Below are 16,175 nucleotides of genomic sequence, written 5' to 3'. Positions count from 1 at the left end.
CTGGCGACGGGGCGGGCAACGGCGAGCACGTCTCCACCCCCTCGTAGTGGCTCATACGATTCATACGACTGATGCGGCTCATACAGCTCATGCAGTGCGCGGTGCTCGTGCGGTGACTTGTGATCAGGTGCTGTGCCGCACCTCCCGGTTGGGGTGGAGCGGCCCTCCGGAGGACGATCCTACGTTTGCCCCCCAGGGATGCATCAAGGGTCTCACGACGGCATACGCGTGGGGGTACGGTCCCAGTCATCCGGAAGCACCGGAACCCGCCACCGCGGATCGGGCCGCCAGTCCTCCCAGCCGTCCCGGAACGGGGCGCCCCACTCCCGGATCACATCGACCGCCGCGAGGCCCGCGGCCCGCACGTCACGGGCGGCCCCGGGGGTCATCAGACCGGCCCGCCGGGCCATGTCGAACTCGTCCTCGTCGCGCCACACCCAGCTGCGGTCCGGGTACACGGAGATGTCGAGAAAGTGATCCTCGGAATCGACGCCGCCGCCCCACCGGGTGTGCGGTTCCTCCAGGTTCACGTACCAGCTGCGGAACCGCCAGGCGGGTTCCCAGAACAGCCAGACCGACCAGGGCTCGCCCGGCCGGGCGAGCTTCAGCACGCCGTTGCCGAGCCAGCTGGTGCGGGCGGTGGTGCGCGGGGCGGTGTAGCGGGTGGCGAGCGGCTCGGCGTGCACGTCGGTGCCGTTCGCCAGCACCGGCTTCACGCACTCGGTGCCCGGCGCCACCCACACGGCGAGCAGTTCGTCGGTGTCCTGCACGACGGTGACCGGACGGCAGATGTGGAACGGGGCCGGGGCCGCCTCCCGCCCCGGCGCGGGCGGCGGGTCGTTGCGACGGTAGCGCCAGAGGATGTGGTCCCCGGGTGCCCAGTGCTCGGTCTGTCCGCTGCCCGTACCTGTCATGGACGGATTTTAGGCGGCCCGGCGCCCGGCGGCTGCGGTGCGGGTCACGGGCGGGTCATGCGCAGCACGTCCAGGGCCTCGTCGAGCTGTTCCACGGTGAGGTCGCCGCGTTCGACGTAGCCCGAGTCCAGCACCACCTCGCGGATCGTGCGGCGTTCGTCGAGGGAGCGCTTGGCGACCTTCGCGGCCTCCTCGTAGCCGATGTACTTGTTCAGCGGGGTGACGACGGACGGGGAGGACTCGGCGTACTCCCTGGCCCGCTCCGCGTGCGCGGTGATCCCGTCGACCGTGCGGTCCGCGAGCAGCCGCGAGACGTTGGCCAGCAGCCGCACCGACTCCAGCAGGTTCTTCGCGATGACCGGGAGCATCACGTTCAGCTCGAAGTTGCCCGCGGCGCCCGCGACGGCGACCGTCGTGTCGTTCCCGGTGACCTGGGCCGCGACCATCAGCACGGCCTCGGGGACGACCGGGTTCACCTTCCCCGGCATGATCGAGGAGCCGGGCTGGAGGTCGGGGAGGCTGATCTCGGCCAGGCCGGTGCGCGGCCCCGACGCCATCCAGCGCAGGTCGTTGGAGATCTTGGTGAGCGAGACGGCGATGGTGCGCAGCTGGCCCGAGGTCTCGACCAGGCCGTCCCGCGCGCCCTGCGCCTCGAAGTGGTCGCGGGCCTCGGTCAGCGGCAGTCCGGTGGCCCGGGCGACCTCGGCGATGACGGCGGCGGAGAAGCCGGGCGGCGTGTTGATGCCGGTGCCGACGGCCGTGCCGCCCAGCGGCAGCTCGGCGAGGCGGGGCAGGGAGGCGCGCAGCCGTTCGACGCCGTACCGGATCTGTGCCGCGTAGCCGCCGAACTCCTGGCCGAGGGTGACGGGCGTGGCGTCCATCAGATGGGTGCGCCCCGACTTCACCACCGTCGCGAACTCGGCGGACTTGCGTTCGAGGGAGGACGCCAGGTGATCCAGCGCCGGGATCAGGTCGCCGGTGACGGCCGCGGTCGCGGCGATGTGGATGGACGAGGGGAAGACGTCGTTGGACGACTGCGAGGCGTTGACGTGGTCGTTGGGGTGGACCTCGCGGCCCAGACGCTCGGTGGCGAGGGTGGCCACGACCTCGTTGGTGTTCATGTTGGACGAGGTGCCCGAGCCGGTCTGGAAGACGTCGACCGGGAAGTGGTCGTCCCACCGCCCCTCGGCGACCTCCCCGGCGGCCTCCTGGATCGCCAGGGCGATGTCCGCGTCGAGCACCCCCAGTTCGGCGTTCACCTTCGCGGCGGCGGCCTTGATCCTGGCCAGGGCCTCGATGTGGGCCCGCTCCAGCCGCTGTCCGGAGACCGGGAAGTTCTCCACGGCGCGCTGCGTCTGGGCCCGCCACCTGGCGTTCGCCGGGACCCTCACCTCGCCCATCGAGTCGTGCTCGACGCGGAATTCCGTGCCGTCCGCGGGGGCCGGTGCGCCGCCCTGTGAGTCGTCCATGGGTTCAACCTCCTGAAAAAGTTGAGCACTTGTCTTGTTGTTTCTATTCCCAAGAGGGCTACCGACCAGTAAATACCGGGGGTAACCACAACCCGGGAGGCGCAATGAGGCGCACGAGGCACAGGCTTCGTCGTACGGTCGCGGCCGCCGCGGCCATGGCGGCGGCGCTCGGCGGCGCGGTCGCCGCCGCAGGACCGTCAGGCGCGGCGGAACGGTCCGGTACCACCCCTATCGCATCCACCCCCCTGTCGCCCGAACTGGAGGCCATCCGCGCCGCGGAGGCCACCCGGCTGTACGGCGACCCGGCCGAGCGCCCGCTCGCCGAGCGCAAGACGGGGCTGATCTCGCTCGGCGACAGCGAGATATCCGGCGAGGGCGTCGGTACGTACGAGTCCGGCACCAACGGCCCCGACAACTGGTGCCACCGCTCGCCCGACTCCGCGATCCACCGCACCGGCATTCCGGCGGACGTCACGTACAACGTCTCCTGCTCCGGCGCGTACACCGGCAACATCGTGATCGGCGGCTCGAAGCAGTACGCCGACGAACTGGTGCAGAGCGACAACCTCGCCATCAAGGCGCGCAACACCCGCATCAAGATGATCGTGCTGGTGGCGGGTGCCAACGACGACCTCCAGTTCGGTCCGGTCATGACGGACTGCGTCACGCGCTGGGTGCTCTCCCAGGGCACCTGCGAGCCCAAGTACGACGGCGGCTGGCAGGCGCGGGTCGACGGACTCGTCCCCAAGGTCGAGAGGACGGTGCGCGACCTGCGGACCGTCATGTCGGGGGCCGGCTACGCCGACGGCGACTACAAGCTCGTCGTCATGGGCTACCCGAGCCCCATCGGCCCGGACTTCTACGACAACCCGAACTTCCCCGGGAAGCTTCCCGGCGGCTGTGCCGGCTACGACTCCGACGCCGCCTGGGGCCGCAACGTCGCGGTGCCCGCCTTCGAGCGCGGCATGCGCAGGGCCGCCGCGGACACCGGTGCCGTCTACCTGGACAACTCCCGGCTCTTCCACGGCCACGAGGTGTGCAGCGAGTCCACCTGGGCCCGCGGCCTCTACATCGACCTCGGGCACTTCCCGCCGGACTCCAACTCGCTGCGGCAGTCCTACCACCCCAACGCGGCCGGCCACGGCGCCTTCGCGTCCTGCCTGACCCAGGTCTACAACTCGAACCTGCGCGAGGCGAGCTGCGCCGACCCCGCCAGCACCGGGAAGCCGGTCCTGCGGGCCGGGGCGTGGGACGACCTCTTCGAGCCCCTGAAGAACGAGGCCACGGGCACCTGCGTGGACGCCCCCGGCTCGGTGACCCGCAACGACACGAAGGTCGGCGGCTGGGACTGCCACGGCGGCCGCAACCAGAGCTGGTGGTACGACTCCGGCACGAAGACCCTCCGCACGGCGCTGAGCCACGACCGCTGCCTCGACGTGCCGGGTGCCGACTACAGGGCGGGCGTCACGGCCATCCTGTACAACTGCTCGGGCGCGGCCAACCAGCAGTTCGTGCGCCAGTCGGGCACCCTGCGCCCGGCGGCCTCGACCGGGCTGTGCCTGACGCTGGCGGGGGCGAAGGAACCGCTGAGGCTGCAGAGCTGCGACGGCAGCGCGCAGCAGCGGTTCGCGTGACCTGCGACCGGTCCGGCCGGTGAACGCCCCGGGGGCGGAACGGCAGCCGCCGTCCCGCCCCCGGCGGTGTCCGGGCCCCGGACGGGCCCTCAGCCGGACGTCATGAACGCGCCCAGCGCGGCGCCCAGATGACCGGGGTCGGACGTCCCGCACAGCTCGCGCGCCGAGTGCATGGACAGCCCCGGCACCCCCACGTCGACCGTCGCCACGCCCAGCCGGGCCGCGGTGAGCGGGCCGATCGAGGTGCCGCACGGCATCGCGTTGTTGGAGACGAACGGCTGCCACGGCACGCCCGCCCGCTCGCACGCCGACGCGAACACCGCGACGCCGGTGCTGTCGGTGGCGTACCGCTGGTTGACGTTGACCTTGACGGCGGGGCCGCCGTTCGGCAGCGGACGGTGGTCCGGGTCGTGCCGCTCCGCGTAGTTGGGGTGCACCGCGTGGGCCATGTCGGCGGAGACGCAGAAGGCCCCGGACAGGGCACGCGACCAGTCCTCCGCACCGCCGCCGCGCGCGAGGACCGAGCGGTTGAGCACCCGTTCCAGCAGCGGGCTCTGCGCACCGGTCTCCGACCCGCTGCCGACCTCCTCGTGGTCGAAGGCGGCCAGGACGGGCACGTACGCGGGCTCGTCGGCCGCGGTCGCGGCGGCCACCAGGGCGGTGGCGCCCGCGTGCACGGACACCAGGTTGTCTAGCCGCGACGACACCACGAACTCCCGGTCCGCGCCCAGGTATCCGGGCGGCTGGACGTCGTGGAGCATCAGGTCCCAGCCGATCACCCGCTCCGGCTCGACCTCGGCCGCCGCCGCGACCCGGCGCAGCAGGGCGCCCTCCGCGCGTTCCCCGAGCGCCCACACCGGGGCCAGGTGGCGCTGCCGGTCGAGCGCGAGCCCCTCGTTGACCGTGCGGTCCAGGTGGATCGCCAGCTGGGGCACCCGCAGCAGCGGTTCGTCGATCCGCACCAGCCGGGAGTCGGCCGTGCCGCCGGGGCCGCGCAGCGCGAGCCGCCCGGAGATGCCCAGGTCGCGGTCCAGCCAGGTGTTCAGCGGGACGCCGCCGTAGATCTCCACGCCGATCTGCCGCCAGCCCGCGGTGGAGGTGTCGGGGGAGGGCTTGACCCGCAGGTTCGGGGAGTCGGTGTGGGTGCCGACGATCCGGAAGGGGGTGTGGGCCGGGGCGCCCTCGGGGACGTACCAGGCGATCAGCGCACCGCCGAGGGAGACGAAACTGCCGCCCGTCGTTCCCGTCCAGTCGTCCGTGCCGCGCAACTCGCGGAAGCCGGCCTTCTCCAGGCGTTGGGCGACGCTCGTCACCACGTGGTACGGGGAAGGACTGGCGCTGATGAAGGACAGCAGGTCATCGGCGTGGCTGAGGTGGGGAAGCGGCGTCATTCGGCGTCCGCCTTTCCGGTGATTCGACGGTGAGGGTGGAGGAAGCCGCAGCGGGCCGCCCGGCCCGTTGCGGCATATGCGGTGCGGTGCGGTGACCGGCCGGGGAGGCCGGCCGGGGTGGGTCTCCCGGCTCCCGGCACGGGGCGCCGGCCGCCGGGTCGGCGGAGTACTGCAGGAACGTTCGACAACTCACCGCAGCGGCCCGGGGGGACGCAAGTCCGGCCCGCCGCCCGCTGCGTGAAAGCGGCGGTGCCGGACCGCGGACCGGGCACGGCCGCACCCGGCCCCGGACCCGGGGCGACGGACACCGGGCCGCGGCGACGGGGACCGGGCGGGCGAGTCCCGTACGGAGGGGTTCCGGTGCGGTACGGGCGGGTTCCGGGGCCGGCCGGGCGGGCCCCGGAGCCGGGGAGCTCAAGATTGGCTTGATTTCGTCGGGTGCGAGGGTTCATCGGTTCCGCCCGTCACGCTCGGCGACGGACCGCTCCGACGCCTCCGACGCATCCGGGGTGTTCGACACGTCCGGTGCGTCCGGCGCGCTCGGTGTGTTCGGAGCCTCCGGTGCGGCGGATCGCTTGCGCAGGGCCGAGATCCTGATCAGGAACACCACGGCGACCACCACGGCCGCCCCGTGCGACCAGGCGACGACGGTCAGCGGGCGGTGGCTCTCCAGCACCGCCGAGACCAGGATCATGCCGACGCCGAAGCCGAGGTTCTCCACGGTCGCGGAGAGCCCGAAGGCGTGGCCGCGCAGATCGGGGGAGAGCGTCTGCAGATGGGAGGTGTACGAGACCTCGGTGAGCCCGTCGGCCGCTCCGGCGACCAGCGCGATCACGGCGGTCGCCGCCATCGGGAAGTCGGCGAACGCCAGGACGAACGCCCCGGACATCAGACACGTGCCGTACCCGAACCCCGCCGCGCCCACCGACCGCCCGGTGCGTCCGGCGTACCGCTGGATCACCTGCTGCGCGACCACGTTGCCCAGCGCCCACAGACACCAGAACGCGCTGACGAACACGGCGGGACGCGCCGCGTCGAGCGCGGCCGAGTGGACCGGCAGCGCGGCGTTGTGGGAGGAGGAGCCGAGGGCGTCCACGCTCCGCAGCACCACCATCAGCGCCAGACCGGGCACGGCGGCCGTCGCGAGGAACGCGCCGGGCATCCGCCACCGCCACCGCCGCCCCGCCCTCCGGCCCTTTGCTCCCGGAACCTCGCCCGCGCCCTTCCTCTTCTCCCCGTCCTTCCCCCCGCCCGCGATCGGCAGCAGCGACACCGTCACGGCGCAGACCACGAAGGTCGCCATGTCCACCACGAACGCGGCGGTGTACCCGACGAGCGAGACCACCACGCCCGCCGAGGCGAAACCGGCCACCATCGCCAGGGAACGGCCCGTGATGGAGAGGGAGTTGGCCCAGGACCTCCGGTCCTCGCCGACCATCTCGGGAATGGAGCTGCGCAGCGCCACCATGAACAGCGTCCCGCAGCCGCCGACCACCACGGAGACGGACATCAGCGCGGCCGTCCGCGCCCCCTGAGGCGCGAGGACCAGCAGCAGCATCACCGCGGCCTGCGCCACGTTCGTCCACAGCATGACGGCCTTGGCGGCGAACCGGGCGAGGAGACCGCCGGCGACCAGCCCGGCGACGAAGCCGGACGCCAGCCGCACGGTCATGAACAGACCCATCGCCAGGGCCCGGCCCGTCGTCTCGTAGACGAACAGGTTGAGCGCCACCATGTTCAGGAAGGTGCCGTACGAGGACAGCGCGTACCCGGCGACGAGGAACCGGTAACGGCGCTCCCCGCGCGCCGCGTCGGCCGGGCCGGCGGCAGGGGCACGGCCCGACCGGTCGTTCGCCTGTTCGATGTCGCGCGTCACCGGCCCATCGTCACCGAGTGACCGCGTTCACCCGAGGTCTGCCGGGTGCGCGAATGTAATCTGCATGGTTGTGAAGGACGATCATTCCGGCCCACGGGCGTGTGATTGCCGCGAATCGTCACCGGACCACGCGTGCGGGACGGCCCTCGCGGTCTACCGGCGGGCGCTCGCGGAGGGCAGCCTTCCGGTGGGCGAGGTGCCCCGTTGCCTGAGCACCCTGCACCTGATGGTGGAGGACCGCGACACCCCGGGACGCCTCATCCCCGTACCGCCGGAGACCGCTTCCTTCGACGTGCTCGGGCCCCTTGAGGAGGCGATCACCCGCAAGCGCCGGACGCTCCGTTCGACCCGCGCCGTCCTGGCCGAGTTCGAGGACCTGTACGTCGATCTGCACCGGCTCGAACAGCCCGCCCTCACCCGGCTCTCCGGCGAGGCCGTCATCGGCAAGGCGCTCGACGCGGGCGTCGCCGGCTGCCGCGAGGAGGTCCGCACCGCCCACCCCGGCGGCGGGCGCCCCATGCACGCGCTGGAGGAGGCGCTGCCCCGGGACCTGCACAACCTGCGCCGCGGCATCCGGCAGCGGACCATCTATCAGCACACCGTCCGCTCGGACCGGGTGACGCTCGCCTACATAGAACGGGTGACGACCGAGGGCGCCGAGGTCAGGACGCTCCCCGAGGTCGCCGACCGGATCATCGTCTTCGACCGGGACCTCGCCTTCATCCCGTTCTCCGACGACCCGCACAGCGCCCTGCGCATCCAGCACCCCTCCCTGGTCCGTTTCCTGGCCCGGCACTTCGACGAGGCGTGGGCCCGCTCGCTCCCGGTCCGCCCCGAACGGGTGCCGCTGCGCACCCCGGTGGTCACCTCGGACCTGCAACGGACCATCCTGCAGGCGGTCGTGGGCGGCGAGACGGACGAGGCGATCGCCCGCCGGCTCGGCATGAGCCGCCGCAGCGTCGTCGCGCACGTGCGGAAGGTCTCCGAGCAACTGGGCAGCAACAGCCGGGCCCAACTCGGCTACCTGGTCGCGACGTCGGGCCTGCTGGAGGAGTGAGCCCCGGGCGGGGCCCGGGGAACGGCGCGCGGGGGCGTACCGGGCGACCGTGCCGCCGGTACGCCCCCGCGGGCGCGATGTGCCGGTGCGTCAGGCGAGGCCGGGGCCCCGCACCGGGATGCTGGTGAACGTCGGGGCCGGGGCGGGCTCGGTGAAGAAGTCGTTGCCCTTGTCGTCGACGACGATGAACGCGGGGAAGTCCTCGACCTCGATCCGCCAGACCGCCTCCATGCCGAGCTCCTCGTACTCGACGACCTCGACCTTCTTGATGCAGTCCTGCGCCAGGCGCGCGGCCGGGCCGCCGATCGAGCCGAGGTAGAAGCCGCCGTGCGCGTCGCACGCGTCGGTGACCTGCTTGGAGCGGTTGCCCTTGGCGAGCATCACCTTGGAGCCGCCCGCCGCCTGGAACTGCTCGACGTAGCTGTCCATGCGGCCGGCCGTCGTCGGGCCGAAGGAGCCGGAGGCGTACCCCTCGGGCGTCTTCGCCGGGCCCGCGTAGTAGACCGGGTGGTCCTTCAGGTACTGCGGCATCTCCTCGCCCGCGTCCAGCCGCTCCTTGATCTTGGCGTGCGCGATGTCGCGCGCCACGACCAGCGGACCGGTCAGCGAGAGCCGGGTCTTGACCGGGTACTTGGTCAGCTCGGCCAGCACCTCGTCCATCGGCCGGTTGAGGTCGATCTTCACGACGTCGCCCGACTCGTCGAGGTGCTCGTCGGTGGTGTCCGGCAGGAAGCGGGCCGGGTCCTTCTCCAGCTGCTCCAGGAAGACGCCCTCGGCGGTGATCTTCGCGACGGCCTGGCGGTCCGCCGAGCAGGACACGGCGATCGCGACGGGCAGCGAGGCGCCGTGCCGGGGGAGGCGGACGACCCGCACGTCGTGGCAGAAGTACTTGCCGCCGAACTGGGCGCCGATGCCGATCTTCTGCGTCAGCTCGAAGACCTTCTCCTCCAGCTCCTTGTCCCGGAAGCCGTGACCGGTGGGGGAGCCCTCGGCGGGCAGCTCGTCCAGGTAGTGCGCGGAGGCGTACTTGGCGGTCTTGAGCGCGAACTCGGCCGACGTGCCGCCGACGACGATCGCCAGGTGGTACGGCGGGCAGGCGGCCGTGCCCAGCGAACGGATCTTCTCCTCCAGGAACTTCATCATGGAGGCCTCGTTCAGCACGGCCTTCGTCTCCTGGAACAGGAACGACTTGTTGGCCGAGCCGCCGCCCTTCGCCATGAAGAGGAACTTGTACGCGCCGCCGTCGGTGGCGTACAGCTCGATCTGCGCGGGCAGGTTCGAGCCGGTGTTCTTCTCCTCCCACATGGTGAGCGGAGCCATCTGCGAGTAGCGGAGGTTCAGCTTGGTGTACGCGTCGAAGATGCCGCGCGACAGGGCCTCCTCGTCACCGCCCTCGGTGAGCACGTTCTGCCCGCGCTTGCCCATCACGATCGCGGTGCCGGTGTCCTGGCACATCGGCAGCACGCCGGCCGCGGCGATGTTCGCGTTCTTCAGCAGGTCGAGCGCGACGAACTTGTCGTTGGACGACGCCTCGGGGTCGTCCACGATCCGCCGAAGCTGCGCCAGGTGGGCGGGGCGCAGGTAGTGCGAGATGTCGTGCATGGCCTCGGCGGCCAGGGTGCGCAGGGCCTCCGGGGCGACCTTGAGGAACGTACGACCGTCGGCCTCGAAGGTGGAGACACCCTCGGAGGTCACCAGGCGGTACGGCGTGGTGTCCTCGCCCAGGGGGAGCAGATCGGAGTACGCAAACTCTGGCATTACGGCCATTCCTCACTCGGCAGACGGCGGCTGACCTCCCTTGGGCAGCGCATCCACCAGGGTAGAACGCCGCACGGGTGCCGAAGCTGTGAGGTAAGGCTCAGTTCCACCCTTCCGGGGCGGGGCCGTGGTACGGCGATTGGGCGGGGGCGCGGCCGGGGCGTGCGGGGATGCGGTCGGGGTGTGCGCGCAGGTGCGGGGGGTGTGTGCGGGGCGACACGACAGGGTCCACGGGGGTAGTCGCGATCTATCGCGTTTCGGTACGCTGGGCCGGTGGACCTCGAAAAGCACCCCCAGCAGCCCGTAGCCCCCGCGGAGCCGGCCGGTATCCGCGCCTCCGACGCGGACCGGGACCGGATCGCGGACATCCTGCGGGAAGCCATGGCCGAGGGCCGGCTCACCGCCGAGGAACACGCCGAGCGGGTCGACGCGGTCTACCGCGCCAAGACCGTCGGCGAGCTCGAACCACTGGTGCGGGACCTGCCCGCCGCCTCGGCCGCCGCCCGCCCGGCCGCCGCCGGGACGCCCGCCCACGACAACCCCGCGGGCCCGGCCGAGAACATGGTGGCGATCTTCAGCGGGTCCACCCGCAAGGGCCGTTGGCGGGTCGGCAGCCGCACGAACGCCTTCGCGCTCTTCGGCAGTGTGGAGATCGATCTGACCGAGGCTCTTTTCGGCCAGAGACTCACCGTCATCAACGCCACTTCCATCTTCGGAAGCGTCGATATCAGGGTTCCCGAGAACATCTCGCTGCGCGGCAGCGGCACGGGCGTCTTCGGAAATTTCGAAGTCACCACATTGGAATCCGCGGATCCGGAAGCGCCGGTGGTCGTCGTCAACGGCTATTCGGTGTTCGGCAGCGTCGAGGCGAGGCCCAGGCGCGGAAAGTTCATCGCGGACCTTCACGACCGGCTCCGCAAGCACTTCGGCTGACGGGCGGCCTGCCAGGCGATACGTCCCCGGTGGCGGCGGGTTCGCCGTACCCGGATTCCGGCGAACCCGCCCGCGCCGAACCTTTCGGCTCCTGTCGTACTTCTCCCGGGTGCTCCGAAGTCATCCGAAGCCCTCCGGACTGTTCCTGACTTCTCCGAAACGCTCCGGGCGTTTCCGATTCGCTCCCGGCTCCCCGGATTTCCCGGAACGCATTCGAACTGCTTCGAACCCCTTCGAGAACAAGCCAAATTGCCGCTCGGACATGATTTGGCGGACCCGAACGAAGAGCCACTCAGTGCATAGGCGCGCGCACAGCGGGTAGGGGAAGTTGCATCGCCTCCCGCTCGCGAAGTCGTCAGGAGTAGACCGTGCTGCAACTGCCGCATCAGCCCCTGCAGGTCGCCGCCGTTCCTCCCCAGCGCAGCCCCGCGCGGGAGGACCAGGCCGGCCCCTGGCATTCGGAGGCGGTGTGCCGCCGGGACGAGGCCGGGCTGTTCTTCGCCCCCTCGAAGGAGCCGACTGCTGCCAGACTCGCGCGCGAGGAGTCGGCGAAGCGCCTCTGCGCGCGCTGCCCCGTGATGATCGAGTGCCAGGAGCACGCGCTCATACAGCCGGAGCCGTACGGGGTGTGGGGCGGGCTCACCGCCGCCGAGCGCCGGGTGGTGCTCGCCCGACGCAGACGGCGCGAGATGGAGCTCAAGGCATCGTCCGCGTCCTCCGCCGCGGCGGCGGGCTGACCGGGCCGGACGACGCGGGCCGAGCGGCTCGGGCCGGACAACGCGAAGAGGCGCCCCCACCGCACAGGGGGGCGCCTCTTCGCGTTTCCTCCGCCGCGGCCCGGGCGGCTCCCGGGATCCCCGAAGGGCCCGGGCTCTCGCGGTCCCGGGGCCGGCCTCGGCGCGGTGGTGGCTACTTCGCGCGGTCGAAGTCGATCGCGCTGTAGGCGCGCAGCTTCGACAGGCGGTGCGTGGAGTCGATCTTCCGGATGGTGCCGGACTTGGACCGCATGACGATCGACTCGGTGGTCGCCGTCTCCGCGCGGTACCGCACGCCGCGCATCAGCTCGCCGTCCGTGATGCCGGTCGCGACGAAGAACACGTTGTCGCCGCTGACCAGGTCGTCGGTGGACAGCACCCGGTCCAGGTCGTGCCCGGCGTCCAGGGCGCGCTGCCGCTCGGCCTCGTCCTTGGGCCAGAGCTTGCCCTGGATGACACCGCCGAGGCACTTTATGGCGCAGGCCGAGATGATGCCCTCGGGGGTGCCGCCGATGCCCATCAGCAGGTCGACGCCGGTTCCCTCGCGGGCGGCCATGATGGAACCCGCGACGTCGCCGTCGGAGATGAACTTGATCCGGGCGCCGGTCTCCCGGATCTCCTTGACGATGCCCTCGTGGCGGGGGCGGTCGAGCACGACGACGGTGACGTCCTCGGGGGCGGAGTTCTTCGCCCGCGCGACCCGCCGGATGTTCACCGAGACGGGTGCGTTGATGTCGACGAAGTCGGCGGCCTCGGGGCCGGTGACCAGCTTGTCCATGTAGAAGACGGCGGACGGGTCGAACATGGCGCCGCGGTCGGCGGCGGCCAGCACGGCGATGGCGTTCGGCATGCCCTTGGCGTTCAGGGTCGTGCCGTCGATCGGGTCCACGGCGATGTCGACCTCGGGGCCGGTGCCGTCACCGACGCGCTCGCCGTTGAACAGCATGGGCGCCTCGTCCTTCTCGCCCTCCCCGATGACGACGACGCCGTTCATCGAGACGGTGGAGACGAGGGTCCGCATGGCCTTCACGGCGGCGCCGTCGGCGCCGATCTTGTCGCCGCGGCCCACCCAGCGCCCGGCCGCCATGGCGGCGGCCTCGGTGACCCGGACCAGCTCCAGGGCGAGGTTGCGGTCGGGGGCCTCCGGGGAGACCTCCAGCTGGGACGGCAGATGATGCTCGGACATCGGAGCGCACCTTTCTGTACGACGACGACCGGAAGAGGGTGCTGTGACTCTATCGTCAGGTCGACAAAATGAGCAGACCGGGTCACTTATGAGCGGGCCGCCCCCGGGGTCGGGCCCGCCGGGCCTGATGCGACCATGGGTCCGTGGCTAGCAAGCGAGGCAAGCAGACGGTGCGGGACATGTTCCTGTCGATGGCGGTCATCTCCGCCGTCGCGGGGAGTGCTTACATCTTCATTCCGCACGACGAGAACGCCAACCCGGTCAAGGCGATCGACTACCGGGTGGAGCTTCTGACGGCGCGCCGCGCCGCGCCGTACCCCGTGGCGGCCCCGGACGGACTGGCCGGGGACTGGAAGCCCACCTCGGTCAGCTACAGCCGTGCGCAGGGCAACAGCTGGCACCTGGGCTTCCTCGACCCGGACGGCAAGTACGTCGCGGTGGAGCAGTCCACCTCCCCGGCGCAGAAGTACGTCACCGAGGTCAGTCAGGACGCCCGGGACACCGGCCGTACGCGACAGGTCGCGGGCGAGGACTGGCAGCACTGGAAGGGCGACAAGTACGACGCCCTCGTGCGCCTCGACAAGGGCTCGACCACGGTCGTCACGGGCTCCGCCTCGACGGAGCGGCTGGCGGAGATGGCCGCGGCGCTCAAGGGGTCCTGACCCGGGCGGATGCGCGCGACCGCGTGCCGTGTGGCGCGTGATGTGTGGCGGGTACGGGGAAGGCCCCGGAATCCTCGGCGGATTCCGGGGCCTTCCCCGTGTGCGCGGCGACGGTCAGACGGTCGTGACGACCTCGTCGTAGGAGAGGCGCGGCAGGCGCGGGAACCAGGCGTCCTCGCCGGGCTTGCCGATGTTGACGACCATCAGCACGTTGTGGTCGCCGTCCAGGAACTCCTTCTCGATGCCCGCGGCGTCGTAGCCGGTCATCGGGCCCGCGGCCAGGCCGGCGGCGCGGACGCCGATGATGAAGTACGCGGCCTGCAGCGCGCCGTTCAGCGCGGCGGCCGACTCGCGGACCGGGCGCTCGGAGAAGAACGCGTCCTTGGCCTGCGGGAAGTGCGGCAGCAGCGCCGGGAGCTCCTCGTGGAACTCGTTGTCGGTGGCGAGGATCGCGACCAGCGGAGCGGTCGAGGTCTTCGGCTGGTTGCCCTCGGCCATGTGCTTCACCAGGCGGGCGCGGGCCTCGTCCGAGCGGACCAGGACGACGCGCAGCGGCGACTGGTTGAAGGCGGTGGGGCCGTACTTGACCAGGTCGTAGATCGCCTGGACCTGCTCATCGCTGACCGGCTCGTCGGTGAAGGTGTTGGCGGTGCGGGCCTCGCGGAAGAGGAGGTCCTGGGCAGCGGGGTCAAGGGCGAGGGACATCGTGGTATTACCTTCCGGGCGTACACGGGATCGAGCAACGTGGAACACCGTACGGGAGAAGTAGGTTAACTTTCAACTAAAACGAGAGGGGAGTGATCCGTTGCACAGCCCGTGCGCCGGCCCGCCCGTCCCGCCCTCCTCGCTCCCGGCCCGCTCGCGCACGGTCCGACCTGCTCGTTTCCGCTCTTCCCGGTCCCGCTCCTCCTGGTTCTGCGGCTTGGGGTTCCGTTTCCCTCAGTCGGTGTCCGCCGCGGCGCCGTCGTCCTCGGGAGCGGCCGGTCCCGCCAGCGCCTCGTCCAGCCGGGCGCGCGCGCCCTCCAGCCAGCGCCGGCACACCTTCGCCAGCTCCTCGCCCCGTTCCCACAGCGCGAGGGACTCCTCCAGTGTCGTACCGCCCGCCTCCAGGCGGCGCACCACCTCGATCAGCTCGTCGCGGGCCTGCTCGTAGCCGAGCGTGTCCACGGCATCGGCCGTTGCGGTCGCTTCGTCCGTCATGCGTTCCACCCTGTCGTCATGCGTTCCACCCTGTTCTCCGGCCCGCCGGGGGCCTGTGACCTCGTCCGTCCCCGCCTCCGGGCGCGCCCGGACCCGGGCGCACCGGCGCCGGGCCGGCTCACTCGTCCACCCGTACGGCGAACTCGCCCCCCGACACCCGGGCCCGCAGCACGTCGCCCGGCTCCCCCGCTTCCTCGGGGGAGCGCACGACCTGGCCGTCGGCCCGTTGCAGCACCGCGTACCCGCGCTCCAGCGTCGCCGCGGGCGACAGCGCGACGACCCGCGCCCGGGTGTGCGCGAGCTCCGAGTCCGCCCGGTCCAGCAGATGCCCCAGCACCCGTCTGCTCCGGCCGGTCAGCGCGTCGATCTCCGCGGCGCGCTCGTCCACCATCCGATGGGGCCGCTCCATCGACGGCCGGGCCAGGGCGTGCGCCAGGCCGCGCTCCTCCCGGTCCAGCAGCCCCCGTACCGTCCGCAGCGCGCGGTCGCGCAGCTGCCGCACCCGGTCCATTTCCTCGCCCACGTCGGGCACGATCTTCTTGGCCGCGTCCGTCGGGGTGGAGGCGCGCAGGTCCGCGACCAGGTCGAGCAGCGGGGAGTCGGGCTCGTGACCGATCGCCGACACCACCGGCGTACGGCACGCGGCGACCGCCCGGATCAGCTGCTCGTCCGAGAACGGCAGCAGATCCTCCACGCTGCCGCCGCCCCGCGCCACGACGATCACGTCGACGGCGGGGAGGTCGTCCAGCTCCTTCACCGCCCGGACCACCTGGTTCACCGCGTGGACGCCCTGCACCGCCGTGTTGCGCACCTCGAAGCGGACCGCGGGCCACCGCCGCCGGGCGTTCTCCAGGACGTCGCGCTCGGCGGCCGACGCCCGCCCGCAGACCAGGCCGATCAGCTGCGGCAGGAACGGCAGCGGCTTCTTCCGGCCGGGTGCGAAGAGCCCCTCCGAGGCCAGCGACTTCTTCAGCTGTTCGAGCCGGACCAGCAGCTCGCCGATGCCGACCGGCCGGATCTCCGTGGCCCGCAGGGACAGCTGGCCGCGCGGCGCGTACCACTCGGGCTTGGCGAGGACGACGACCCGCGCGCCCTCCGTCACCACGTCGGCGATCCGGTCGAAGACCTGGCGGAAGCACGTCACCCCCACCGAGATGTCCTGCGAGGGGTCGCGCAGCGTCAGGAACACCACCCCGGCACCCGGCCGGCGCGACAGCTGGGTGATCTGCCCCTCCACCCAGACCGCCCCGAGCCGGTCGATCCAGCCGCCGATGAGCCGCGACACCTCACCGACGGGCAGCGGGGTTTCCGCGGACGTTTGGAGAGCCATGCGGCGAGCG

Annotated in this window: 14 protein-coding genes; 5 read left to right on the top strand and 9 right to left on the bottom strand. The window is 71.8% G+C overall.

What is annotated here, in order from left to right:
• Nucleotides 1-212: 212 nt before the first annotated feature.
• Both ACFYW1_RS24890 and ACFYW1_RS24885 read right to left on the bottom strand, forming a co-directional pair.
• Complete coding sequence (locus tag ACFYW1_RS24890) at nucleotides 213-914, bottom strand: DUF402 domain-containing protein (protein WP_388997224.1); 702 nt, start codon at nucleotides 912-914, stop codon at nucleotides 213-215.
• 44 nt (nucleotides 915-958) lie between these two features.
• The gene (locus ACFYW1_RS24885) at nucleotides 959-2,383 is read right to left on the bottom strand and encodes a class II fumarate hydratase (RefSeq protein WP_388997221.1); all 1,425 of its coding nucleotides are present in this window, start codon (nucleotides 2,381-2,383) and stop codon (nucleotides 959-961) included.
• 104 nt (nucleotides 2,384-2,487) lie between these two features.
• Between ACFYW1_RS24885 and ACFYW1_RS24880 the strand changes: the two genes are divergently transcribed.
• A complete protein-coding gene (locus ACFYW1_RS24880) occupies nucleotides 2,488-4,017 on the top strand; it encodes a ricin-type beta-trefoil lectin domain protein (protein WP_388997218.1) in 1,530 nt (509 codons plus the stop codon).
• An 89-nt stretch (nucleotides 4,018-4,106) separates the two neighbouring features.
• On the opposite strand, the gene ACFYW1_RS24875 is transcribed toward ACFYW1_RS24880, so the two are convergent.
• Nucleotides 4,107-5,408 (bottom strand): M18 family aminopeptidase, encoded by a 1,302-nt coding sequence (locus ACFYW1_RS24875; protein ID WP_388997215.1) that lies wholly within the window; start codon nucleotides 5,406-5,408, stop codon nucleotides 4,107-4,109.
• 448 nt (nucleotides 5,409-5,856) lie between these two features.
• Nucleotides 5,857-7,284, bottom strand: coding sequence for an MFS transporter (locus tag ACFYW1_RS24870; protein ID WP_388997212.1), 1,428 nt, complete (start codon nucleotides 7,282-7,284; stop codon nucleotides 5,857-5,859).
• Nucleotides 7,285-7,354: 70 nt separating this feature from the next.
• Here ACFYW1_RS24870 and ACFYW1_RS24865 point away from each other — a divergent pair, with 70 nt between their 5' ends.
• Nucleotides 7,355-8,341: a LuxR C-terminal-related transcriptional regulator gene (locus tag ACFYW1_RS24865; protein WP_388997562.1), complete on the top strand. Its 987-nt coding sequence runs from the start codon at nucleotides 7,355-7,357 to the stop codon at nucleotides 8,339-8,341.
• Nucleotides 8,342-8,431: 90 nt separating this feature from the next.
• On the opposite strand, the gene ACFYW1_RS24860 is transcribed toward ACFYW1_RS24865, so the two are convergent.
• Complete coding sequence (locus ACFYW1_RS24860) at nucleotides 8,432-10,099, bottom strand: fumarate hydratase (protein WP_388997209.1); 1,668 nt, start codon at nucleotides 10,097-10,099, stop codon at nucleotides 8,432-8,434.
• A gap of 273 nt (nucleotides 10,100-10,372) precedes the next feature.
• Between ACFYW1_RS24860 and ACFYW1_RS24855 the strand changes: the two genes are divergently transcribed.
• Both ACFYW1_RS24855 and ACFYW1_RS24850 read left to right on the top strand, forming a co-directional pair.
• A complete protein-coding gene (locus ACFYW1_RS24855) occupies nucleotides 10,373-11,032 on the top strand; it encodes a DUF1707 domain-containing protein (protein ID WP_388997206.1) in 660 nt (219 codons plus the stop codon).
• 368 nt (nucleotides 11,033-11,400) lie between these two features.
• A complete protein-coding gene (locus ACFYW1_RS24850) occupies nucleotides 11,401-11,769 on the top strand; it encodes a WhiB family transcriptional regulator (protein ID WP_388997203.1) in 369 nt (122 codons plus the stop codon).
• A 172-nt stretch (nucleotides 11,770-11,941) separates the two neighbouring features.
• On the opposite strand, the gene glpX is transcribed toward ACFYW1_RS24850, so the two are convergent.
• The gene (gene glpX / locus ACFYW1_RS24845) at nucleotides 11,942-12,973 is read right to left on the bottom strand and encodes a class II fructose-bisphosphatase (RefSeq protein WP_148838977.1); all 1,032 of its coding nucleotides are present in this window, start codon (nucleotides 12,971-12,973) and stop codon (nucleotides 11,942-11,944) included.
• A 143-nt stretch (nucleotides 12,974-13,116) separates the two neighbouring features.
• Here glpX and ACFYW1_RS24840 point away from each other — a divergent pair, with 143 nt between their 5' ends.
• Entirely contained in the window at nucleotides 13,117-13,635 is a 519-nt protein-coding gene (locus tag ACFYW1_RS24840) for a DUF4245 domain-containing protein (RefSeq protein WP_388997199.1), read from the top strand.
• A gap of 114 nt (nucleotides 13,636-13,749) precedes the next feature.
• Here the strand turns inward: ACFYW1_RS24840 and ACFYW1_RS24835 are convergent, their stop codons facing one another.
• From ACFYW1_RS24835 to xseA, 3 genes are all read right to left on the bottom strand, one after another.
• Complete coding sequence (locus ACFYW1_RS24835; protein WP_388997196.1) at nucleotides 13,750-14,340, bottom strand: malonic semialdehyde reductase; 591 nt, start codon at nucleotides 14,338-14,340, stop codon at nucleotides 13,750-13,752.
• A 234-nt stretch (nucleotides 14,341-14,574) separates the two neighbouring features.
• Complete coding sequence (locus ACFYW1_RS24830) at nucleotides 14,575-14,835, bottom strand: exodeoxyribonuclease VII small subunit (RefSeq protein WP_388997193.1); 261 nt, start codon at nucleotides 14,833-14,835, stop codon at nucleotides 14,575-14,577.
• 118 nt (nucleotides 14,836-14,953) lie between these two features.
• Complete coding sequence (gene xseA, locus ACFYW1_RS24825) at nucleotides 14,954-16,165, bottom strand: exodeoxyribonuclease VII large subunit (protein ID WP_388997190.1); 1,212 nt, start codon at nucleotides 16,163-16,165, stop codon at nucleotides 14,954-14,956.
• Nucleotides 16,166-16,175 lie beyond the last annotated feature (10 nt).

The organism is Streptomyces sp. NPDC002669, from assembly GCF_042889165.1.
GTDB lineage: Bacteria > Actinomycetota > Actinomycetes > Streptomycetales > Streptomycetaceae > Streptomyces.
The sequence above is the reverse complement of the archived record's forward strand: the minus strand, read 5'-3'. Positions and strand labels throughout refer to the sequence as shown.